We start from the raw sequence: 24,210 nt of genomic DNA on the forward strand, positions 1-24,210 counted from the left end.
AGGAAAAGGATATCCCGAAAAGGGGTATCCTTTTTTTATTGCCGATGATAATAAACGTTATGAAGTAAATTTTGGAACATATATAAATAAACTTGTAACTTTGCGGTCTCAAACATAAATACAAACATAAAAAACAATGGGTGGTTTTTTCGGAACTATTTCTAATGGAGACTGTATTACGGATTTATTCTATGGTACGGACTACAATTCTCATCTAGGAACCCGCAGAGGCGGTATGGCTACGTACGATAAGGAAGAAGGATTTACGCGTTCGATCCACAATCTGGAGAATTCTTATTTCCGCACCAAGTTTGAACCGGGGCTTCCTAAATTCAAAGGAAATGCCGGGGTCGGTATTATCAGCGATACGGATGCGCAGCCAATCGTTATCAACTCTCACTTAGGAAAATTCGCGATCGTGACGGTGGCGAAGATCAATAACTTGGACGAATTGGAGGATGAGTTATTGAAGGCGAATATGCATTTTTCGGAATTGAGTTCAGGAAAAACGAATCAGACGGAGTTAGTCGCTTTGCTGATTACACAAGGCAAGGACTTCGTGGAGGGCATTGAGAATGTTTACAATAAGATAAAGGGCTCTTGCTCCATGTTGCTCCTGACGGAGGATGGTATTATCGCTGCCCGTGACAAATGGGGGCGTACGCCGATCGTAATCGGAAGGAAAGACGGGGCTTATGCGGCGACCAGCGAGTCCAGCAGTCTTCCGAACTTGGATTATGAGATCGAGAAATTTATAGGCCCGGGCGAGATCGTCCGTTTGCGTGCCGATGGTATGGAGCAGATGCGTAAACCGAATGAAGGGATGCAGATCTGCTCTTTCCTTTGGGTATATTATGGATTCCCTGTTTCTTGCTATGAGGGAAAGAACGTGGAAGATGTCCGGTTTATGAGTGGCTATAAGATGGGGCAGAAGGATGACTCGGAGGTGGATTGCGCTTGTGGTATACCGGACTCCGGTGTGGGTATGGCTTTGGGGTATGCGGAAGGTAAGGGGGTGCCTTATCATCGGGCTATCGCTAAGTATACACCGACGTGGCCTCGTAGTTTTACCCCGGCTAACCAAGAGATGCGTTCCTTGGTGGCTAAGATGAAATTGATACCGAACCGTGCGATGCTGGAAGGCAGACGCATCCTTTTCTGCGACGACTCGATCGTGCGTGGTACACAGCTTCGTGATAACGTGAAGATCTTATATGATTATGGGGCGAAAGAGGTACATATGCGTATCGCTTGCCCTCCATTGATTTATAGTTGCCCGTTTATCGGTTTTACTTCTTCCAAGAGTCCTTTGGAGTTGATAACTCGTCAGATTATCAAGGAATTGGAAGGGGATGAGAATAAGAATCTGGATAAATATGCTACGACAGACTCTCCGGAATATAAGAAGATGGTCGGAATTATCGCCGAGCGTTTCGGGTTGAGTTCCTTGAAGTTTAATACGCTGGAAACCTTGGTGGAGGCGATCGGCCTTCCTAAGTGTAAGGTTTGTACGCATTGCTTTGATGGTTCAAGCTGTTTTTAGAAAAATTTTACCTACTTTTATGCCTGCAATGTTTTAATGGCTAAAAAGAGTGAGTTATGACAGTTTTAGATAGATTTTTAAAGTACGTTACGTTCGATACCCAGTCGAACGAGGAGACGGGTACGACTCCTAGTACGCCGGGACAACGTGTCTTTGCCGAGGCTTTGGTGAAGGAATTGGAAGCGATTGGTATGGAGGAGATCTCCTTGGATGAGAATAGTTATGTAATGGCTACTCTGCCGGCTAATACGGACGAGAAAATCCCGACTATCGGTTTTATCGCTCATTTGGATACGAGTCCGGATATGTCGGGTAAGAATGTCCAGCCTCGTATCGTGACTTATCTGGGTGGTGATATTGTCTTGGATGCGGAAGAAAATGTTGTACTATCTCAATCGATGTTCCCAGAGCTTTCAGATTATAAGGGACAGGATATTATCGTAACGAATAGTAAGACTTTATTAGGTGCCGATGATAAGGGAGGTGTAGCCGCTATCGTCGCCTCTATGCAATATTTGAAGGATCATCCGGAGATCAAGCACGGTAAGATCCGTATCGCTTTTACCCCGGATGAGGAAATCGGACAAGGTGCCGATCATTTCGACGTGGAGAAGTTCGGTTGTGATTGGGGATATACGATTGACGGTGGACAAATCGGTGAGTTGGAATATGAGAATTTCAATGCCGCCGGCGCTAAGATTATCTTCAAGGGCTTGAACGTACATCCGGGATACGCCAAGGATAAGATGCAAAACGCTTCCTTGCGTGCGATCGAGTTTGCTTCTTGGTTGCCGGCCGAGCAACGTCCGGAGCATACGACTGGTTATGAGGGATTCTTCCATTTGACCGGTATGACAGGTTCGGTTGAGGAAGCTACTCTATCTTACATCATCCGTGACCATGACCGGAAGTTGTTCGAGGAGAAGAAAGAATTGCTTCGTATGTTGGTTGATAAGATGAATGAAGCGCATCCGGGATGTGCGCATTTGGAGCTTCGGGATCAATATTACAATATGCGCGAGGTCGTGGAGCCCCAGAAGCATATCGTTGATTTGGCGTTTGAGGCGATGACCTCCGTTGGGGTAGAACCGATCGTGAAACCGATCCGGGGAGGTACGGATGGTGCCCGCCTGTCGTTTATGGGATTGCCTTGCCCGAATATTTTCGCGGGAGGCCTGAATTTTCACGGACGTTATGAGTTCTTGCCCGTTCGTTCGTTGGAAAAGAGTATGGAAACAGTTATAAAAATCATAGAGCTATCGGCTCGTAAATCTTAAATGCAATAATTACATGAAAACAACTCCGTTTACCGACGTGCATATCGCCTTGGGCGCGAAGATGCACGAATTCGCAGGTTTCAATATGCCTATCGAATATTCCGGAATTATCGACGAACACATGACTGTAGTGAATGGTGTAGGTGTGTTCGATGTTTCCCACATGGGCGAGTTTTGGGTAAAAGGCCCGAACGCTTTGGCTTTCATTCAAAGCGTAACTTCTAACGACGCTTCTGTCTTGCCGCTTGGCAAGGCTCAATATACTTGCTTCCCGAATGACAAGGGAGGTATCGTGGATGACCTTTTGGTATATCATTACGAGCCGGAGAAATATTTGCTGGTCGTAAACGCCGGTAATATTGACAAGGATTGGGATTGGTGCGTAAGCCATAATACGGTAGGTGCCGAATTGGAGAATTCTTCCGACCGTACGGCTCAATTGGCTATCCAAGGACCGAAGGCACAGGAGGTTCTTCAACGTCTTACTCCGGTTGATTTATCTTCTATTCCTTACTATTCATTCGTGACGGGTGAGTTCGCCGGTTGCAAGAACGTGATTATCTCTAACACGGGGTATACCGGTGCGGGTGGCTTCGAGTTGTATTTCTATCCGAGTGATGCGATGACGATCTGGAACGCTATATTCGAGGCTGGAAAGCCGGAAGGGATCAAGCCGATCGGTTTGGGAGCACGCGATACGCTTCGTCTTGAGATGGGCTTCTGCTTGTATGGAAATGATTTGGATGATACGACTTCTCCGATCGAGGCTGGTTTAGGCTGGATCACGAAGTTCGCCGAGGGTAAGAACTTTACGAATCGTGCGGAATTGGAGCGTCAGAAGAAAGAGGGCGTAACCCGTAAGTTGTGTGCTTTCGAGTTGCAGGAAAAGGGAATTCCCCGTCATGGCTATGAGATCGCCGATGCGGAAGAGAATGTAATTGGCGTGGTTACTTCCGGTACGATGTCTCCGGTATTGAAGAAGGGGATCGGTATGGGATACGTGAAACCTGAGTTCGCGAAAGCGGGTACGGATATCTTTATCAAGGTGCGTAATAAGAACTTGAAGGCTCAAGTGGTAAAGGCTCCTTTCCGTAAATAAGAGATAAGGCTATCTATAAATAGTTCGAAGGCGATGTTCCTCACGGAGCACCGCCTTCCTTATTATAGAAAAGTTGGACATGATTAATATGTTGTTCCCTGGAAAATGTTCGATTGTGAGTACGGAAGTAGGGTACCGGTCATTCTCAAGTTTCTACCGGAGAAGTTCGGGTCTACGGTAACGGTTGCGTTGTTTGTTCCGTTGGTAAGCATCAAGCTAACGGTAGCGGAGATAAACACACCCTGTACGTTCATGTTCAGATAAACATTGCCCTTGTCATCCTGCTTGGTCTGGATATTGGAGGCGCTACCTTGTACGGTGATACCACCTAATCCGTTAGGACCGGGATACGGAGAGTTGGATGCGATCTGGACCATAGCCTGTCCGTCATTCAAAGATACGAAGTTCGTATTTGAATTTACGTAGAATACCTGTCCGTTCATCGGTTGTATGTTGTTAGCCTCCAATACGAATGATTGGTTGTTGATAGCTTGTACAGCGGCGTTAAACTCTTCTTGGCCTTCTACGGCATCTTGTGCCAGACGCTCTTGTTTTTTGATTTCTCTCTCTACTTTTTTGGCTTCCTTTGTTATCGATTTTTGAGCCATTACTTGTGTCATTCCGCACATAGCGACAGCGAGAACGACGATAAAAGATACAATTCTTTTCATACTTGATTTAGTTTTAAAACGGTTTTAAATTGTATAGATTAAACAGCGTCGTTGCGAAAAAGTTCCTGTGACTTATCCTTTTTATAGATACAATAACATTTCCACGGAGTATTTATGTTAAACAGAAATCGTACATTTGTAAATAAAGAACATAATACGATAGAATATGGATAAAGTACGTTTTGGTGTAGTCGGAACCAATTTCATAAGTGATTGGGTAATTGCCGGAGCCCGGCAGGATGAGCGTTTTGAACTGGTAGCTGTATATTCGAGAACTCAGGAGACGGCAGATGCTTTCGCCTCGAAACATAATATACCGTATACGTTTACCTCCTTGGAGGAGATGGCGAAAAGCCCGTTGATCGACGCCGTGTATATTGCCTCCCCGAACTTCCTTCATGCCTCCCAGAGTATTCTTTGCATGAGCTATGGCAAGCATGTTCTTTGCGAGAAACCCTTCGCTTCCAATGCGAAAGAAGTACGTGCGATGATCGAGGCTTCCCGTACATATAATGTCACGTTGATGGAGGCGATGAAGCCTACGCTTACGCCGAACTTTCTTGCCGTGCGAGAGAATCTTGGGCGTGTAGGTACGGTTCGTCGTTATTTCGCCTGCTATTGCCAGTATTCCTCCCGTTATGATAAGTTCAAGGAAGGAATCGTGTTGAACGCTTTCAAGCCGGAGTTGTCTAATGGGGCCATGATGGATATCGGTATTTATACGGTCTATCCGATGGTTGTCTTGTTTGGTCGTCCAAAGAAGATAGATGCCTCGGGCATAGTCCTGTCCTCAGGAGCGGACGGGCAAGGGGCCGTGAATTTCTTGTATGAGGGGATGAACGCCACGGTGCTTTATTCTAAGATCGCCAACTCCGCCTTGCCTACCGAGATACAAGGGGAGGAGGGGAACTTGACCTTGGACCGGATCAATATCATCCGTAAAGTGACATATTTCCCCCGTTTAGCTCCGGCGATGGGGAAAGGTCCGGAACCTGTACCGGAGGATATAAGCGTGAGCGTCGATAAGGATGAATATTACTATGAGATAGCGGAATTTATCAACCTTATCCTCTCCGGCCGGCGGGAGTCCGAGATCAATAGCCATGAGAACTCCTTGATCACGCTGGAGATTATCGATGAGGTACGCCGGCAGTTGGGAATTGTCTATCCGGCGGATTGATAACTCTTCGTGATTTTCCTCTTTTTCCATCGGGGTGAAAAACTTTTTCCACCGTGATGAAAAAGCTTTTTCACTACGATGGAAATCCTTTTTCATCACGGAGAAAAAAGGGTTACTTGTATTTTTATTACCTTTGTGTCCTTAATTGTTTAGGATGTACATATATAATTCAATACCCCATATAACGAACACGCTAAATCTGGGAAAGGACCTATTGGAGGTCTTATTTGAGAAAAGAAAATCATTACCGTTTCGCTATGATTATGCGTTGGATATTATCGATGAGAATAAATTGAATATCCTGATCGAGCGTGAGGTGATCCGCAGGAACGGCCCTTATATCGAGATGGATGAGCATTATCTCTCTTTCTATGAGCTGCTTCTGGAGGCGAATGAGGAGATTTCTACCTCGGTGATCGATGAGAATATCCAGTTGGTGTATCAATTGATCGATTATTATGGCAAGGAGGATAACGATTTGCGTAAGCTGGGCTATCTGCGATCGGTCAAGGCGCATTTGCGGAAGATCGGGAAGATCTTGGTGCGTAACGTGGTGTCCTTGCAACGGGTGATCGATAATACGTTCAAGAACGAGCCGAGCTATAAGGTGAAGATCGCCAAACTGGAGAATCTGGACGCTAAGCGAATCGAGATCAACCGCCTGATCGTGGAAGTGGAGAAGCTGCTGGATCGGGAACGGACTCCCTTTTTCGCCCAAGTCCCGGACGAGGAGCTGTTGACGATCGCCCGTGAGTTGAAGACGGAGTTATTGAGCGCCGGCCATAGCTTGATCCATTCCCAACAGGATATCATTGATTACTTGAACCAGATCCGTACGCAGGTGGGTTTTACCCGTAAGCTGCGTCGTATCAAATATCTGCGGGAGCAGTTTGAGTTACAAGAGAACACGAATGTACGGGAGGTGGTAGATGCGGAGCGTTCCGTGGTATTGGAGGGCGTGCAGCCTACCTTATTCAAGATTTCCATTCCTTATTTGCAAACGGACGAGGCGCTGGATGTCATCTTGAAGGTGGCCGACGGCATACGACCGGATAAGGTGATCCACCGGCAGGAGCTAGGCGTGATCTCCGCCGAGCAGATGGAGAATCAAGAAGTGGGGGAGGCCGCTATCAATACCCGGAAAATGATGGATCTTTTTAGCCGGACCGGAGGGGATTTGTTCTCTTTCGTGATGGGCTACGAGTATAACCGGGAGATGGATTTCGAGGCGAAGGTTACGTTATTTTGCCGTTTGCTCTCCCTCTATGAAAATGAGTTGGAGATAACAGACCGTTTTGGGCATACGGAGCATATAGAATATGCCATTATTCAAAGAACCTTGTTGTAGAGACGGGGCGTGTCCCCTGTGATGAGACGGGGCACGTCCCGTCTCTACAACTGGATAAAATAAAACAACAATAATAAGGATGATAGATAATTTACCGGTACAGACCGCACAGATCTATGATTACCTGTCGAAAGGTAATTTTCTGTGCTCGAATACAAGTGTAAAGGAGTTGAGGACACTCTTCTCGGTCGTAGAAGATAATTTTGAGCGTTTACGTGATTATTTCTCGCATATCAATTTCGTGTTGGAGCAGGGGAATAATTACTTCTACTTCTCCCGCAAGGAGCCCCGGGCTACCTTGGAGCAAAAACTCCAGCGTTTCTTCGCTTGGATCGATATCATGGACTTCTTCTGTACGTACGATACGGCCTTCGGGCCCGGTTTCACCTTCTCGCCGGCGGAGATATTGGTACGTTCCCGTATCGACATGGATCTAGAGATGAAGCTGGACGGGTTGAAAAAACATACCGGAGGCAAGGAGAAACGCAAGGATATCCTCGATACCATCTTGGACAGGATGACGAAAGAGGGCTTTATCGAGTGCGTAAGCGATATGAACGGGACGTGGAAAGTGCTCTCCTCGTGGGATTACCTCACGAAGATGATCCATAGTATTAACATAAAAAACGAAGATGAGATATCTCAATAAAATAGTATTTATAAACAGCGCCGCTATCCGTTACTCGGAAGTACAGCTGGATGGAAATATACATTTAATCGGAACGCAGGGAGTGGGGAAGAGTACGATCCTCCGTGCGATCCTTTTCTTTTACAACGCCGATACGCAGCGTCTCGGAATCCCGGTCGAGAAGAAGTCGTATCAGGATTATTATTTCCCTTATGCCGATTCCTCGATCATCTACGAGGTAGCGAGGGAGGATGGTTGGTTTACGGTACTTAGCTATAAGACGATGAACCGTATCTGCTACCGTTTTATCGCCTCTCCGTACCGGCCGGATCTTTTTATCGACGAGGAGGGAGCGCCTTATCCGTCGGATCGTATCCGCTCGGTGCTCGATAAGAACGGTATCAAGTATAGCGGGGCGATCTCCACGTATGAGGAATACCGGAATATCCTCTACGGAAACTCGGATAATAAACGGGATTACTCCTGTTATTCCTTGATGGAGAGCGGCTCGTATCAGAATATCATCCGTACGATCCAGAACGTCTTGCTGAATTCACGCTTGGAGGCGGATTATATCAAGCAGACGATCATCACCTCCTTGAACGAGGCGGATAGCGTGATCGACTTGAGCCGTTATCGGAGCCATCTATCCGGTTTTGAGGCGCAACTGAATGATATCGGTGTTTTCCGTGAGCCGGGCATGGCGCGGAAGGCCGCCGGGATCTCCACCTTGTCGGACGATATCCGTAAGCGGGATTTACGGATCAACGATCTGTGCCGCCAATTGCGCGGGGCTTATCTGGAAACGGAGCGTATTTTGCCGGAGTTGTCCCGGAAGATACATGAGCAGGAGGCGGTCAAATCGGATTTCTATAAGCAAAGGGATAAGCTAGACGCTGAATCGAAGAACCGGACAGCCACGATGGAAGGCGAGTTGGCCGTGCTGAAAAACGCCTTGTCGGAGGCGGAAGCGAAACGGGTTTTCTATGCCGGGAAAGATATCCAGACGGCGATGGATCGTTGTAACAAATTGGAGATCTTACAGCAGGAACAGGAATCCTTAGTCGTGGAGAAAGATTTGCTTTCTTCCAAGAATAAAGAAGCCTCGGTCTTGCACGCCAATTTGATCGCTAATCTGAAGAACGAGTTGGCCGGCTTCGAGAACGAGAAACAGAAACAATTACTGGCGGCAGAGACCGAGATCAATGCTCGTCGGGAGGCTCGCCGGGAGTATTATCGACGGCTACGGGAGGAATCGCGCCATGCCGCCTCGGAGGAGAAAGAGCGTTTGTTGGTGGATCGGGAGAAACGTACGACGGAGGTCGCCGCCTTGAATATGCGTATCAAGACTGCCCGGGGGCAGTCGGGAACCTCGGAGGAATTGGAGGCGGTCAAGGGGTGTCTCGGCAATTACGACGCGAACCGGAAGGACTTGGAACTGAAGATCCGTGAGCTGAAGTACGAGTTGAACTACCAGACGAAAGAGTTCGAGACCGCCGGGAAGCATTTGGATGAGGATTATCAAAAGCTAGCGGAATCCAACGAGGTGAAGATCGAGGCCCTGAGCGCTAAGCTAGCGGAACTGACGGAGTTCTTGGACAACCAGAAAGATAGCTTCTTCAACTGGCTGTCCGAGCATAAGCCCGGCTGGGAGCAGACGATCGGGCAAGTGTGTGACGAGCGCCTGCTTTACGGGAAAGAGTTTACGGCGGAGGTAGGCGAGGGAGATACCTTTTATGGAATCCGCTTCACCTCCGGGATTCACCGGAATGTCAAGACCAAGGAGGATTACTTGACGGAGAAGAAGGAGGCCGAGGAAAAACGTGCCGGAATCCAGCGGTTCATCGCTACGGCGCGGCAGGATTTGGAGGCGGCTAAAGAGAATCTTCGCAAGCAATATCAATCCTCGGTGAAGCCCATCAAGGAGGATATCTATCATGCGGAATATGAGTTGGAGCAACTGGCGGTCCGCAAGAAGGAAGACGAGTCTCGTCTGTCGGCCTTGCGGGATCAGGCGACCCGTCTGAGGCAGGAGGAGATCCGGCGCTTGGAGGAGGAGTTGAACGCTGCCGAGGCCGCCCTTTCCTCGATCCAAAAGGAGATCGCCACGCTTCAAGGCAAGATGGACCGGGAACTCGCTTCCTTGGATGAGCAAGAGAAAGATGAGTTGGCTGCTTTGGATAAGGAACTCTCCATCGCAAGGGAAGCTATCTCGGAGGAGATCGCACGCAAGAAAGCGGAGCTGGAAGAGCGCAAATCCGGATATGACAGGGAGCAATTGGATAGCTTGACCGCTAGCGGTGGCGATCCGAAACGTTTGGAGGAGATCCATTCCCGCTTGGCGTATATCGGTGGGGAGATTAAATATATCAACGAGACCAAGGCATTGATTATCGAGTATCTGAAAGATAAACGAGAGATGCTGGATAAGGTACCCGACTGGACGGCGGAGAGCCTGCGCTTGCAGCAGATCATCCACGGGGAACGGGAGGAATTGAAAAAACGTCTGGCGGACGTGAACCGGAGTATCTTCAAGGTAGATGCCGAGTTGAAGGAGCTGAAGGAGGCCAATCGGAAAGCGTTGGAGAACCGGGAGGAATATCACCGCTCTACCCTGTTGGACTGGTTTACCTCTAGGGAATCCATCTTCTCTTCCATGAACCGTACCGATACGGATGGCGATTGCCGTTCCTTGGTACGGGAGATCACGATCCGCGTCAGCGAGCAATCCCAGAAGCTTTCCGAGTTGCGCAAGGAGATAACCGCCTACACCGGCAATTTCTCCGAGGATAATGTGTTCGCCTTCAAGACGAGCTTCTCGGATGATAAAGAGTATATGGATTTCGCTTGCGACTTGAAGGAGTTTATCGACGAGGATAAGGTCTCGGAATACCAATCGCGTATCAATACCCGCAACTCCGATATCTTCCGGCAGATTACGGCGGACACGAAAAGCATGGTCTCTCAGGAAGGCAATATCCGTGGCGTGGTGGATCAGATCAACGCCGATTTCAAGGAGAAGAACTTCGTGGGGATTATCCAGTGTATCGAGATGCGTATTGATCCGAGCCAGAACAAGATCGTCAATCTGTTGAAGGAGATCAAGCGATTCAACGAGGAATATAGCTGGGATTTGGGGCAGAACCTCTTCGCTTCCTCAGCCGACGATACGGCTACCCGGGAGAAGGCGACGACGTTGCTACGTGAGTTGATCAAGTCGATGGACGCTTATTCCGGCAACTTGATCCGCTTGGCGGACTTCTTCGACCTTAAATTCCGGGTGATCGAGAACCGGAATGATACGGGCTTCGTAGAACGTCTTACGAACGTAGGCTCCGAGGGTACGGATATCTTGGTCAAATCCATGGTGAATATCATGTTGCTGAACGTGTTCAAGCGGAACGCCTCCACGGTATTCTCCGATTTCAGGCTCCATTGCATGATGGATGAGATCGGGAAGCTGCACCCGAATAACGTGGCGGGGATCTTGAAATTTGCCAACGACCGGGATATTCTCTTGATCAATGGTTCGCCGACCGAGCAGGATGCCCTGTCCTATAAGCACATCTATAAACTGGAGAAGGATACGGATAGCTTCACCCGGATTCGCAGGGTGATTACGCAGTTCGATTAGTTACGATCTATGTTAGGGCCTCGGTTGATACGGGTGAGAGACGAGGCTCTCTCATAGGTCATAGATTAGGCTCTCTTATGGGGGTAGGTGTCTCGTCTATGGCCCATAAGAGAGCCTCGTCTATGACTATACCATTGAAAAAATGTTAAAGCCCTGCGATCTCATCCAGCCAAAGCGTAGCCATCGCGTCGCTCGGCATTCGCCAGTCTCCACGAGGGGAGAGGCTGATGGAACCTACTTTCGGGCCGTCCGGCAGACAACTGCGCTTGAACTGTTGCTGGAAGAAGCGGCGGAAGAAGGTATGGAGCCATTTCTTGAGGGTGGAATCGTCGTAGGTTTCCCCGAATGCCCGCTTCGCCAAGAAATAAATCTTCGCGGGTGGGGCTCCGAAGCGTAAGAAGTGATAGAGGAAGAAATCGTGCAGCTCGTACGGGCCTACCAAATCCTCTGTCTTCTGCTTGATATTCCCATGCTCATCGGCGGGAATCAATTCCGGGCTGATCGGAGTGTCTACTATATCTAATAACGTGGCGCGGGAAGCCTCGTCTACCTTGTTATTGGCCACCCATTCCACTAAATATTTAACCAATGTCTTGGGAATGCTACCGTTGACGCCGTACATAGACATATGGTCGCCATTGTAAGTAGCCCAGCCCAAGGCAAGCTCCGAGAGGTCTCCCGTACCGATCACGAGGCCGTTCGCTTGGTTCGCCACGTCCATAAGAAGTTGGGTACGCTCACGGGCTTGGCTGTTCTCGTACGTCACGTCATGTACATGGATGTCGTGATCGATATCCTTGAAGTGTTGGATGCAAGCGTCCTTGATGGAGATCTCCCGGAGGGTCACGCCAAGGGAGCGTATCAAGTCGCAGGCATTGGTATAGGTACGATCCGTCGTTCCGAAGCCGGGCATGGTGATGCCGATGATCTTATCCCGTGGGATCTTCAAGGCATCGAAGGTCATGACGGTGACCAGTAGGGCCAAGGTGGAATCCAGTCCCCCAGAGATGCCTACGACGGCGGTTTGGGCGTGGGCATGGAGGACACGCTTGGCGAGTCCCGCTACCTGTATATGGAATATTTCCTCGCAACGTTCTTTCAAGGCATCGCCGGAAGGGGTAAAGGGATGCGGGTCGATTGCCCGGGTCAAATCCAGTGTCCGGTTGGGAAGGCTGAATGAGACTACGGTGCCGTTATCCATGTTATGGTTGAGATAACCCTGCATGAAACTGGTGTTGATCCGTCGGTCGTTCTGTAAGTTCTGGATATCGATCTCGCTGATAACGAGTTGCTCCTCCATGGAGAAACGCTCGGATTCCCTTAACAACGTGCCGTTCTCCGCTATGATACCGTTTCCCGCAAATACGAGGTCGGTACTGGATTCTCCGAAACCGGCGGAAGCGTAGACGTATCCGGCGATACAACGTGCGGATTGCTGGCAGATCAAGGATCGTAAGTAAGCATGCTTACCGATCAACTCGTTGCTGGCGGATAGATTGAATATCAAGTTCGCCCCCTGCATGGCTAGCTCGGAGCTGGGAGGGATGGGAACCCAAAGATCCTCGCAGATCTCGATACCCACACGTACCTCATCGTACTCGAAGATCAGGTAGCAATCCAGCGGCACTTCCCGGTTACCGATCGTGATCATGGATTGCTGTAGGTGTGAAGAGGCCGTGAACCAACGCTCTTCTTGGAACTCCTTGTAGCTGGGCAGGTAACTTTTGGGCACTACCCCCAATATCTCGCCCCGTTGGAAAGCGACGGCGGCGTTTATCAGTTGGCTTCCGCTGACAAGCGGGCAACCTACGATCGTTAGTAAATCCAGATCGGCGGTGTTGTTCACTAAATCCAGCAAGGCTTTCTCGGCGTTTCTGAGTAAGGTCTCTTGCGAGAACAAATCCATGCAAGTATAAGACGTAACCGATAATTCGGGGAAGGCGATGATCTGGACCTCTTTTTGGGACGCTTGGCGCATCAATCCCTCAATCTGTTGAATATTATAAAAGCAGTCAGCCACTTTAACCTGTGGTACGGCTGCCGCTACTTTGACGAATCCGTAATTCATATTTGTTATTGTTTATCTGATAGATGTTCTTAATTTATCGGGGTTTTGACGACAGTCGAAGATCGCGGAGATATAGATGATATCATCTTCTATAAAATAGATGATTTTGTAATGTTCATGAACAAGAGACCGAAAGCCTTGCGACTCCGAGGATAAAGCTTGCTCATAAAAACCGAGAAGAGGATTGTCAGCTAACAAATCGGCGTAATGTTTCAGGTCCTTGACTTTCTTGTGGGCCATGTTGATAGAAATCTCCTTCTTATAATACTTCGTAATTTCTTTCAAATCTTCTTTGGCCTTGGCTGTCCAATATGGATTTTTCTGTTTCAGAACCATGTCTCTATCTCTTTATCTAGATCCTCACTTGATGTAACTCTACCTTCTCGGGCATCTTCTACCGATTTCCGTACCGCTGCTATCATCTCCTCTTGCGAGTGGATTACGCAAGGGCGGGGTGTCCTTCTCTTGGAAAAAATCTTTTTGGCAGCCCGTTCCAGTTCCTCCGATATCTCCATGTCATCGATTTTGTTAAGGTATCTCTCCACGAAGCTTTCTCTCCATTGTTGTAACTCTATTGTCGTCATATCAATTTCCCTCCTATATATTTATGCCCCAAAGGTATGTATTTTGTATGGGATAAAAAAGAAGGAGAGGTATACTTCGCAGCATCCTCTCCTTGTTAACACAAAACAATCAACAAAAAACTACTGTCTGAATAAGACTATCTGATGAATAAAAGCTCACGGTATTTCGGCAAGGTCCATATCTGGTCATCGACAACCAGTTCCAACTTGTCGATATGGTAACGGATGGCTTCCATCATCGGGACGATCCGGTCGTGGTAAGCGATCGCCTTCTCCCGCTCACTCTCTATCTTGTTGGCTATCTTGCGGGTGTTGACCATCTCGTCCACTTTTTCCTTGATGAAGATCGTGCGGTTCGCTATATCCTCGATGATCTCCATGTTCTTGGAGGATAGATGGGCGGCTTTATCGGCGGGGAATAATTCACGCATCTTATATACGTTGTCGATCAAGGAAGACTGGTATTTGGTGGCCATCGGGATGATATGGTTCATCGTTAGGTCGCCTAATACACGTGCCTCGATCTGGATCTTCTTCGTGTACATCTCCCATTTGACCTCGTTGCGGGCTTCCAGCTCCTTGCGGGTCATGACTCCTGTGGATTCGAACATGCGGACACTGCTATCTTTCAGATAAGCGTCGAAGATCAAAGGCACGCTGGTCTCGCAATCCAAGCCCCGGCGTGCGGCCTCGGCCTTCCATTCCTCGCTGTAGCCATTGCCGTCGAAATGGATCGCCTTGCATTCCTTGATATCCTTGCGGATTATCTCGATGATAGCGGCGAACTTATCCTTTCCGGTGGCTATCTTAGCGTCTACCTCGGCCTTGAACTGCCTCAACTGATCCGCTACGGTGGCGTTCAATACCAGCATGGCGGCGGCGCAGTTCGCGGAGGAACCTACGGCACGGAACTCGAAACGATTACCGGTGAAGGCGAAAGGGGAGGTACGGTTACGATCCGTGTTATCGATCAATAACTCGGGGATACGGGCGATATCGAGTTTCATGCCTTGCTTTCCCGCTAGGTTGAAATCTTCCGTATCGCTGTTCTCCAGATGTTCCAAAACCTTGGACAACTGTGTCCCTAAGAAGCTGGAGATGATCGCTGGGGGAGCCTCGTTCGCTCCCAGACGATGGGCGTTGGTCGCACTGGAGATGCTGGCCTTCAGCAATGCGTTATGGGTGTACACGGCTTTCAGTACGTTGACCACGAAGGTCACGAAGCGCAGGTTGTCTTCTGGCGTCTTACCCGGTCCCATCAAAAGGATTCCGGTATCGGTTCCCAGCGACCAGTTATTGTGCTTGCCGGAACCGTTCACGCCTTTGAACGGTTTCTCGTGCAACAGGACACGGAACCCATGTTTGCGGGAGATCTTGCGCATTAGGGCCATGATCAGTAAGTTATGGTCATTGGCGAGGTTGCATTCCTCGAAGATGGGAGCTAGCTCGAACTGGTTTGGGGCGACCTCGTTATGACGGGTCTTTACGGGAATGCCAAGTTTCAATGCCTCAACCTCGAGGTCTTTCATGAATTCCATGACACGGGTGGGGATGGCTCCGAAGTAATGATCCTCCAACTGTTGGTTCTTCGAGCTCTCGTGCCCCATCAGAGTACGGCCGGTCATCAACAGATCGGGACGTGCGGCGTATAGGCCCTCGTCTACTAGGAAGTATTCCTGTTCCCAACCTAGGTAGGCGTATACTTTCTTCACGTCCGGGTTGAAGTAGTGGCAGACATCGACCGCCGCCTTGTTCACGGCTTCCAAGGCTTTCAGCAAGGGAGCTTTGTAGTCGAGGGACTCGCCTGTGTAAGCGATGAAGATCGTCGGGATGCACAGGGTGTCGCCTACGATAAAAGCGGGGGAGGAAGGGTCCCAAGCCGAGTAGCCACGGGCCTCGAACGTATTGCGGATGCCGCCGTTCGGGAAACTGGAGGCGTCCGGCTCTTGCTGGATCAGTAGTTTGCCCTCGAATTCCTCAAGTACGCCGCCTTTGCCATCATGCTCGATGAAAGCATCGTGCTTCTCGGCGGTACCTTCCGTCAAGGGATGGAACCAGTGGGTGTAGTGGGTAGCGCCTTTTTCCATCGCCCATTTCTTCATGCCGGCGGCCACGGCGTTCGCTGTCTCACGGTCTAACGGGGTACCGTTGTCGATGGAGTCCACCAGTCTCTCGTACGCTCTCTCTGGAAGATATTTGAACATCTTCTCACGGTTGAATACCAGCTCGCCGTAATACTTGGAAGGTCTCTCGGCGGGAGTGGCTAGCTCGGTCGCTTTCTTCTCGAACGCCGATTCTACGACTCTAAATCTTAACTTTGACATAATACCTGATGATTATTGTTGTTTATAGTAAATGACTTATCTTAGCCACTTCCTCAGCCTAGCCATGGCCTCTAGGGTGTCATCCCTGTCGCCGAAAGCGGTGAGGCGTAGATAACCTTCCCCGCTCGGCCCGAATCCCACTCCGGGGGTTCCGACTATCTTGACTTCATAAAGCAGTTTGTCAAAGAATTTCCATGAGGAGAGGCCGTCCGGGGTCTTTAGCCAGAGGTATGGGGCGTTATCGCCTCCGTACACCGTGAGACCGCAGTTTTGCAGGCCCTCTTTCATGATCTTCGCGTTGGTCATATAATAATTGATAGTAGCTGTTACTTGCTGTTTCCCGGCGGTGGAATAAACCGCCTCCGCACCCCGTTGGGTTATGTAGCTGGTTCCGTTGAATTTCGTGCATTGGCGACGGTTCCATAATTTGTTCAACTGTACCCGTTGCCCGTCCAGCGTGAAGGCGTTCAGCTCCTTCGGTACGACCGTGTATCCGCAACGTATCCCCGTGAACCCGGCGGTTTTAGAGAAGCTCCGGAATTCGATAGCTACCTTCTTCGCTCCTTTGATCTCGTAGATAGAGTGGGGGATATTCGGGTCCTGTATATAAGCCTCGTAAGCGGAGTCGTACATGATAAGCACGTCGTTGGCGAGGGCATAGTTTACCCATTTCTTCAATTCGTCCTTAGTCAAGGTCGTTCCGGTCGGGTTATTGGGATAGCAGAGGTAAAGGATGTCCACCCTGCGACTGGGCAGATCCGGTACGAAGTTGTTTTCCTCCGTGCAAGGGATGTATACGACATCGCTCCATTTCCCGTTTTCCAATACCCCGGTGCGTCCGCTCATTACGTTCGAGTCGATGTAGGCCGGATATACGGGGTCTGTCACCCCGATACTATTGTCGTGGCGGAGCATATCTCCTATATTTCCACAATCGCTTTTCGCTCCGTCGCTGATGAATACCTCGCTCGGTTCGATAAAGACTCCCCGGCTGGCATAATCGTTCTTGATGATAGCGTCGATTAGGAATGGATATCCCTGCTCGGGGCCATATCCGTGGAATGTATCCTTGCTCGCCATTTCTTCCACGGCTTTATGCATCGCCTCGATAACGGCGGGGGCTAGTGGTTGCGTAACGTCACCAATACCCATTCGAATGATCTTATCCTTGGGATGGGTAACCTTGAAGCTGTTTACCTTTTTCGCGATGTCGGAGAAAAGGTAATTGTTCTGTAGTTTCAGGAAATGTTCATTAATTAGTGCCATACTCAGTTCTTTTGTTTTTATGTTGTTGTTTTTGTTGTTTTGTCTTGTTCCCCGTGTCAGACTTTGATGAATCCCTCGAACACGTTGACCGCTCCGCCGGTCATAAAGACCTTACCGCTTCGCTCGTCCCACTCGATGGTTAAAGGGCCCCCATCCATGATGACCTTCGTCTTTCGCTTTGTCTTCCCACGTACGACCCCGGCCACGGCGGTGGCACAAGCTCCGGTTCCGCAGGCTTGGGTGATGCCGGAACCTCGTTCCCACACCCTCATCCGTACCTCGTCCGGTTTTAACACCTGCACGAACTCCACGTTTGTCCGGTCCGGAAAAAGCGGGAGGCATTCCAGTAACGGGCCTACGCTTGCCAGATCGACCTGGTCCATCTCGTCCACGAAGATAACCAAGTGAGGATTTCCCATAGAGATGACGGTGCCGGTGTAAATTTCTCCTCCAGCCTCAACCTCCAAGGCGATCTTGCCTACGGCAGGCTTTCCCATATCTACCGTGACCTCGGTGACCTCTTCACGCTCTATTTTCAATTGTAGCTCTTTGATACCTGATAAGGTCTCTAAGGTAACCTTGTTCTTTTGCGTTAGGCCGGCCTCATAGACATATTTGCCAATACATCTGGATGCGTTTCCGCACATCATCGCCTCGGAGCCGTCCGCATTATAGATATGCATGCTGAAATCGGCGATGTCTGAAGAACCTATCAAGACCAAACCATCAGATCCTATGCCTGTGTGCGGCTTACTCCATGCGATAGATAATTCCTCGGGATTGTCTATCGGATAGGCCATCGTGTTTACATAGATGTAATCATTTCCGGCACCGTGCATCTTTGTGAATCTGATTGATTTTGTCATTTTGATGATATTATTCTTTATATTATTTCTTTTTGTTTTATTGTAGTGCAAATATATAACGTTTTGATAAGTATATAACAGGTGAGAGGCTCGAATGTTTTATAAATATGAGGTTTGTAATAGATTGAAGTTATAATATATGCTTTTAGTTGTAAATAATAATTATAAGTGCGTGTTTTGGTTTTATATCGTAATATATGCTTTGTGAATATGGGTTGCTGTAACTGTAAGTAAAAAAGCTATATATCTATCTATTTGCTTAAAATAAGTCTGTTTGTCTGACGAGCCTCTTTTTCAAGAAGCCTCAACTAGGGATAGATAATGGGTGAAAATACGTATTTAACCACTGATTTCTACGTAAAAGGTCATGTTTTGTCACACGAAAGGTCGCGTTGGGCGACGCAAGTAGTGGCGTTAGCCAACGCGATAGGTCGCGTAAGGCGATACATATAGTCGCGTCGGGTGATACAACCGTATGAAATGCCTCTTTTATCCGTATAAAAAACATGTTTTGACCCGTATAAATGTGAACTAGCATGAATTATTTCTCTAGAACAAAAGGTCGTATTTGGTTAATATATTACTAAACAATCATTTGCTAATATTTTTTCTCATATTTAGGGACGAGAAGTACATCAGGCCAGAAAAATCAACTCTCCGGGAGTTTGGTTTACAAATTGACAAAAAGAAAGGAGCTACTCGGTTTTGTTTCCGGATAGCTCCTTTTATCAGATTAACTAATTATCTAGATAATTTATTTTACGAACTTAACAGTTGTCTTATGAGCAGATCTCAAGAGCTTAGACTGATCGATTGAGATCATATAAATGCCGTTCGGCATATTCGGAGTGCTGATGTATTGCTCATCGCTAGTGATGATACCCGTAGAAACAACTTTACCTACCATATTAACGATTACATAATTACCCTTACCATTCTTTACATAAAGACCGCTAGCGGTTGTAGATACCGTAACCTCTTGAACCTCGTCATTGATAGTCTCGTTATCGGTGATGATACCCATAGCGTCAGATGTAATATATAATGTCGCCATGCGGACATTTTCTTTAACGCCATCGCCATTAGGATCAACAGCAGGACTAAAGTCTACCGTAATCTTAGTATCATTTGTAGGAGCCGTAGCCTTGATATTCATGACTTTTTCTTTACTGCTTCCTTTCAAGAAGTTGACATCTACGATCATCTTTGTATCTTTTAAGCTCGTAGCTTCAACTTTTGTCGTTGCGTCGATTTCCATTACACGAATAACCTCATCTTTTTTAGCTTCGTAAATAGAATCGATTGTAATAGTGTAATTGGTTTCTGCGCTTGCTTTAAGATTACTAACGACACCATTAACAAGAGAGGACATAATAGAATTGATTGCTGTGCTCATTGTTGCTGGCATTGTAACGATCTGTTTAGACATTGGAGTCCAAGCTGTATTTACGTCAGCACGTACTGAATCTGTTGTCGTTAAAACTAGATTTGCTCCAGATACGCCAATTGTCGGAGTCAACTTCTTGTATCCTTTGATTTTGCTAGATGCGGCATCATATGAAGTCAAGACAATAGAATCAGCAGGCATTCCTGTAGTTGATTTCAAGTTTGCATATACGACAGCGTCACCCATTGGCAATTTTGCGTTAGGTGCTTGTAGAGGTTTACCGAATAAGCTAGCCTTGATAGTACTTTCTGTCATCAACTTTGTCATATCAAGAGATATTTGGAAGTTCGGGACTTGAGCTAACGTTGCTGCTAGACTACGTAAATTATCTTCTAAAGTAATCGTATAATCAATCGTACCAGAGCTATTTGCTGTTTCTGTTAGGCTTATCAATTTTCCATCTTTAAGCGGGAAATTAGGGATCATGCTACCCACGGTACCTAACCAACCTAATTTCAATTCTACGGATAAGCTGTTGAAAGGAAGAATGGTTCCTTTGTTCCCGGTCTTGATTAATACCGATAATAAATTTGTGGGTTTACCCGTTTCTGCGTCAACTAAAGCAGCTGCGGATACATCAATTTTCTCTGGTAAATCAATTTTTACGGATTGTCCGTTAAGTGAAACGTTATATTCTTTATAATCACTGAATGTCAGTTTTACGTCATTAACGATCCCTGCGATGAAATCACCCATTCCCGGTGCTATCGCAGAAAAATCCATAGAACTAAGATCCAATTTTAAACTATCAGGAGTAACCGAGATTGGATTTAATTGATCTGCACGTAGGCTTGATACTTGAGGCAAAAATAAAGGGGAATTAATTATGCTTTCGATATTAGGATTTGTGAGAGACATGAAATCAACTCCACTAATTTGCTTTACTTGATCAAAAACGGCAGGAACAATAACTTTAACAACAGCAGCTTTTTCTTTATCTGTTAATTGTTTTTGTTGTTGTGCCATCACTGGGGTGGTAGCCATGAATGTAGCGGCTGCCAAACTAATGCATGTAAAGATTTTCTTCATATAAATTTGTTTTAAAGTGTTTTATGACTCTAGCTGGCAAAGTTATTATAAAAATTAAATGCACCAGCGTTTATTATTCATAAAAGTTGGTGCATTTTACTACTAAAGAAAAGAAATATTCGTCAATAAGCGGATTCATGTACGCCTTTTATGGCCCTGCCGCTTGGCTCGTTCATGTTTTTGAAAGCCGAGTCCCAAGCTAAAGCCTCTGCGGTAGAACACGCTACGCTAGGAATGGAAGGTACGCTTCTCGCCGCGCTTTCGCTGGGGAAATGCTCTTCAAAGATGGAGCGGTAATAATACTCTTCCTTGTTTTGGGGCGGATTGATCGGGAATCGTTTGGCGGCATTCGCCATCTCTTCATCAGTGACCGACTCGGAGGTTATTTTCTTTAATGTATCGATCCAGCCATAGCCTACCCCATCCGAGAATTGCTCTTTTTGCCGCCAAGCGATCTCCTTGGGCAAGCTGTCGGAAAATGCTTCTCGAAGTATCTTCTTCTCGATGGTCGTACCCGGGCACATCTTTGCCACCGGATTCAGACGCATGGCCACATCAAGAAACTCTTTATCCAAGAACGGCACTCGTCCTTCTACGCCCCATGCGCAAAGGCTTTTGTTAGCGCGCAAGCAATCATATAAATACAGTTTGCTTAATTTACGCAGGGTCTCTTCATGGAAAGCCTGTGCATTCGGGGCCTTATGGAAATATAAATATCCCCCGAATACCTCGTCCGCACCCTCGCCGCTTAGTACCATCTTGATACCCATGCTCCGGATCACACGGGCCAATAAATACATGGGGGTGGAGGCTCGGACGGTAGTGACATCATAGGTCTCGATATGATAAATGACATCTCGTAAAGCGTCCAATCCTTCTTGTATCGTATAATGGATCTCATGATGAACCGTACCGATCGCATCCGCTACTTTACGGGCGGCGATCAAGTCCGGGGCATCTTTCAATCCGATGGCGAACGAGTGGAGTTGAGGCCACCATGCGTCCGCTTTCCCATTGGTCTCGATGCGTTTCGCCGCGTATTTCTTGGCGATAGCGGAGGTGATGGAGGAATCCAGACCTCCGGATAGAAGGACGCCATAAGGGACATCGCTCATCAGTTGGCGTTTGACGGCGGCTTCCAGCGCATCGTGAAGTTGTTGTACGTCGGTAGGATTATCTTTCACGTTGGCGTAATCCATCCAGTCACGGGTGTACCATCTCGTGAGTTTACGGTCTTCGCTATAGAAATAATGACCGGGGAGGAACGGCTCGTAATGAGTGGCGAAGCCTTCAAGTCCTTTTAACTCAGAAGATACCATCAAGTGTCCCTCGTCATCGTATCCGATGTAGAGCGGGATCACGCCGATCGGGTCACGGGCGATCAAGTAAACCTCTTTCTCCTCGTCATAGAGAGCGAAGGCGAAAATACCGTTGAGATCCTCGATGAAATCAATCCCTTTCTTCTTGTATAAGGCGAGGATCACCTCGCAATCGGAGCCGGTTTGGAACTCGTAATCGCCTTTTAACCGTTCTCGTAATTCCTGATGGTTGTAGATCTCTCCGTTGACGCAGAGGATGAGTTTCCCGTCGGGGCTGACCAAAGGTTGTCCTCCGGAGGCGGGGTCTACGATGGAAAGGCGTTCATGGGCCAAGATAGCGGTTTTGCCTTGGTAGATACCACTCCAGTCCGGCCCCCGGTGACGGATTCGTTTACTCATTAATAACGCTTGTTTACGCAGGGCTTGCGCTCCGTCGTGTATATTGAATATCGCTGTTATACCACACATGATCATTAAAAATTGAAAGTTGAAAATTAGTTGGTTTGTAAGAAACGGTCGATGGATCGGGCGACATTACGGCCGGAGGCCATCGCTTTTACGACTAGGCTCGCTCCGCTGACAGCGTCTCCGCAGGCAAATAGGTTGCTGTTGGCGGTATATCCGGCGTTGTCTACGGCGATGTTATCGCGGTTGTCGGTAGCCAATCGCAGTTCTTTGATCAATCCTTCTTGCTCCGGATGCAGGAAGCCCATGGCGAGGAAAACCAGATCGGCCTCCATGATCTCTTTCTTGCCGGTCAGCCTCATCTGCGGACGGCCTCCGTCTGGGGAGGGAACCCATTCGACTTCTTCTACCTCAACCCCTATCAGGTTGTTTTTCTCTCCGATAAAACGGTTAGAGGTTAGGTTCCACCGGCGGATACAACCTTCCTCATGGCTGCTGCTGGTTTTCAGTACTTGGGGATACATGGGCCAAGGTGTCGCCGGATTCTGTCCGACGGGTGGCTGGGGCATGATCTCGATCTGGGTGACACAGGCCGCCCCATGACGGTTCGCTGTCCCTACGCAATCGCTACCCGTATCGCCTCCGCCAATCACTAAGACTTTCTTGCCTTTGCAATTGATCTGGCTTTTGGGCGGGATGGGGATGCCTTCTAAGATCCGGTTCTGCTGGCTTAATAACTCCAAGGCGAAATGTACGCCTCTTAAATGACGTCCCTCGATAGATAGATCCCGGGGAACCTCGGCGCCGATCGCTACGCAAACAGCGTCGAAATCTTTCACTACATCTTTCGCTAATATCTCTTTGCCGACCATCGTGTTTACACGGAAAAGAATCCCTTCTTGCTCCATGATGCGGATACGGCGATCGATAATGTGCTTGCCTAGCTTGAAATTGGGGATGCCGAAACGTAGCAAGCCGCCCGGTAACTCATCTTTCTCGAATACGGTGACTTCATATCCTTTTCGGTTCAATTGGTTCGCTACGGTCAATCCGGCGGGACCGCTACCGATCACGGCTACCTTTTTCCCGTTGCGTACCGGTTGGATAGGCTGTACGTATCCTTCCCGGAAAGCGGCTTCCACGATAGCCGCCTCGTTCTCACGGATCGTGACAGGTTCGTCGCAGCTAAGTTTCAGTACGCAGCTTTTCTCGCAGAGGGCGGGGCAGACACGTCCCGTGAACTCCGGGAAATCGTCGGTCTGCTCTAATACGTGATATGCCTCTTTGTAACGGCCTTTGTATAACAAATCTTGCCATTCGGGTTGCTTGTTACCCAGCGGGCAGGCCCAGTGGCAGAAGGGTACGCCACAATCCATGCAGCGGGAGGCCTGCGTACGGCGGTCGCCGCTGTTCAAGGTCTGTTCTACCTCGCTGAAATCATCTATACGTTCGTGGACGGGACGATAGCCCGCCTCTTGTCTATGTATCGTTAGAAATGCTCTTGGGTTTCCCATAGTTCTCT

Annotated in this window: 17 protein-coding genes; 7 read left to right on the plus strand and 10 right to left on the minus strand. The window is 48.2% G+C overall.

Features of this window, described 5'->3' with window-relative positions; all coding sequences use genetic code 11:
• The first annotated feature begins 136 nt into the window (after positions 1-136).
• The 3 genes from D7V92_RS09230 to gcvT are packed head-to-tail and all read left to right on the plus strand — an operon-like array spanning position 137 to position 3,919.
• The gene (locus D7V92_RS09230; RefSeq protein ID WP_121772754.1) at positions 137-1,543 is read left to right on the plus strand and encodes an amidophosphoribosyltransferase; all 1,407 of its coding nucleotides are present in this window, start codon (positions 137-139) and stop codon (positions 1,541-1,543) included.
• Positions 1,544-1,599: 56 nt separating this feature from the next.
• Positions 1,600-2,820: a peptidase T gene (pepT, locus tag D7V92_RS09235; protein ID WP_121772755.1), complete on the plus strand. Its 1,221-nt coding sequence runs from the start codon at positions 1,600-1,602 to the stop codon at positions 2,818-2,820.
• A 13-nt stretch (positions 2,821-2,833) separates the two neighbouring features.
• Positions 2,834-3,919, plus strand: a complete 1,086-nt coding sequence (gene gcvT, locus D7V92_RS09240) for a glycine cleavage system aminomethyltransferase GcvT (RefSeq protein ID WP_121772756.1) — start codon at positions 2,834-2,836, stop codon at positions 3,917-3,919.
• Positions 3,920-4,002: 83 nt separating this feature from the next.
• On the opposite strand, the gene D7V92_RS09245 is transcribed toward gcvT, so the two are convergent.
• Complete coding sequence (locus D7V92_RS09245) at positions 4,003-4,590, minus strand: DUF4251 domain-containing protein (protein WP_005861917.1); 588 nt, start codon at positions 4,588-4,590, stop codon at positions 4,003-4,005.
• Between the two features lie 166 nt (positions 4,591-4,756).
• Here D7V92_RS09245 and D7V92_RS09250 point away from each other — a divergent pair, with 166 nt between their 5' ends.
• The 4 genes from D7V92_RS09250 (at position 4,757) to D7V92_RS09265 (ending at position 11,380) form a co-directional block, all read left to right on the plus strand.
• Positions 4,757-5,770, plus strand: a complete 1,014-nt coding sequence (locus tag D7V92_RS09250; RefSeq protein WP_087345679.1) for a Gfo/Idh/MocA family protein — start codon at positions 4,757-4,759, stop codon at positions 5,768-5,770.
• Positions 5,771-5,924: 154 nt separating this feature from the next.
• Entirely contained in the window at positions 5,925-7,118 is a 1,194-nt protein-coding gene (locus tag D7V92_RS09255; RefSeq protein ID WP_057319991.1) for a hypothetical protein, read from the plus strand.
• Positions 7,119-7,197: 79 nt separating this feature from the next.
• Positions 7,198-7,767, plus strand: coding sequence for a hypothetical protein (locus tag D7V92_RS09260; protein WP_005866029.1), 570 nt, complete (start codon positions 7,198-7,200; stop codon positions 7,765-7,767).
• On the plus strand, positions 7,751-11,380 hold the full coding sequence (locus D7V92_RS09265) for an ATP-binding protein (RefSeq protein WP_121772757.1): 3,630 nt from the start codon (positions 7,751-7,753) through the stop codon (positions 11,378-11,380). The genes D7V92_RS09260 and D7V92_RS09265 overlap by 17 nt, the downstream gene beginning before the upstream one ends.
• Before the next feature lie 145 nt (positions 11,381-11,525).
• Here the strand turns inward: D7V92_RS09265 and D7V92_RS09270 are convergent, their stop codons facing one another.
• From D7V92_RS09270 to D7V92_RS09310, 9 genes are all read right to left on the minus strand, one after another.
• A complete protein-coding gene (locus D7V92_RS09270; protein ID WP_121772758.1) occupies positions 11,526-13,448 on the minus strand; it encodes an NAD(+) synthase in 1,923 nt (640 codons plus the stop codon).
• Between the two features lie 12 nt (positions 13,449-13,460).
• Positions 13,461-13,784, minus strand: coding sequence for a type II toxin-antitoxin system RelE/ParE family toxin (locus tag D7V92_RS09275; protein WP_121772759.1), 324 nt, complete (start codon positions 13,782-13,784; stop codon positions 13,461-13,463).
• A complete protein-coding gene (locus D7V92_RS09280; protein ID WP_121736454.1) occupies positions 13,775-14,032 on the minus strand; it encodes a hypothetical protein in 258 nt (85 codons plus the stop codon). The genes D7V92_RS09275 and D7V92_RS09280 overlap by 10 nt, the downstream gene beginning before the upstream one ends.
• A 137-nt stretch (positions 14,033-14,169) precedes the next feature.
• Positions 14,170-16,356 (minus strand): glutamine synthetase III, encoded by a 2,187-nt coding sequence (locus D7V92_RS09285; protein ID WP_121772760.1) that lies wholly within the window; start codon positions 16,354-16,356, stop codon positions 14,170-14,172.
• A 36-nt stretch (positions 16,357-16,392) separates the two neighbouring features.
• A complete protein-coding gene (locus tag D7V92_RS09290; protein ID WP_005861937.1) occupies positions 16,393-17,622 on the minus strand; it encodes an LL-diaminopimelate aminotransferase in 1,230 nt (409 codons plus the stop codon).
• Positions 17,623-17,678: 56 nt separating this feature from the next.
• A complete protein-coding gene (gene dapF / locus D7V92_RS09295; protein ID WP_121772761.1) occupies positions 17,679-18,488 on the minus strand; it encodes a diaminopimelate epimerase in 810 nt (269 codons plus the stop codon).
• A gap of 754 nt (positions 18,489-19,242) precedes the next feature.
• On the minus strand, positions 19,243-20,964 hold the full coding sequence (locus D7V92_RS09300) for a DUF6383 domain-containing protein (RefSeq protein WP_048928066.1): 1,722 nt from the start codon (positions 20,962-20,964) through the stop codon (positions 19,243-19,245).
• A 122-nt stretch (positions 20,965-21,086) separates the two neighbouring features.
• On the minus strand, positions 21,087-22,751 hold the full coding sequence (gene asnB, locus D7V92_RS09305) for an asparagine synthase B (protein ID WP_121772762.1): 1,665 nt from the start codon (positions 22,749-22,751) through the stop codon (positions 21,087-21,089).
• 26 nt (positions 22,752-22,777) lie between these two features.
• The gene (locus D7V92_RS09310) at positions 22,778-24,202 is read right to left on the minus strand and encodes a glutamate synthase subunit beta (RefSeq protein ID WP_121772763.1); all 1,425 of its coding nucleotides are present in this window, start codon (positions 24,200-24,202) and stop codon (positions 22,778-22,780) included.
• Positions 24,203-24,210 lie beyond the last annotated feature (8 nt).

It is taken from the genome of Parabacteroides sp. CH2-D42-20, assembly GCF_003670185.1.
Taxonomy (GTDB): domain Bacteria; phylum Bacteroidota; class Bacteroidia; order Bacteroidales; family Tannerellaceae; genus Parabacteroides; species Parabacteroides distasonis.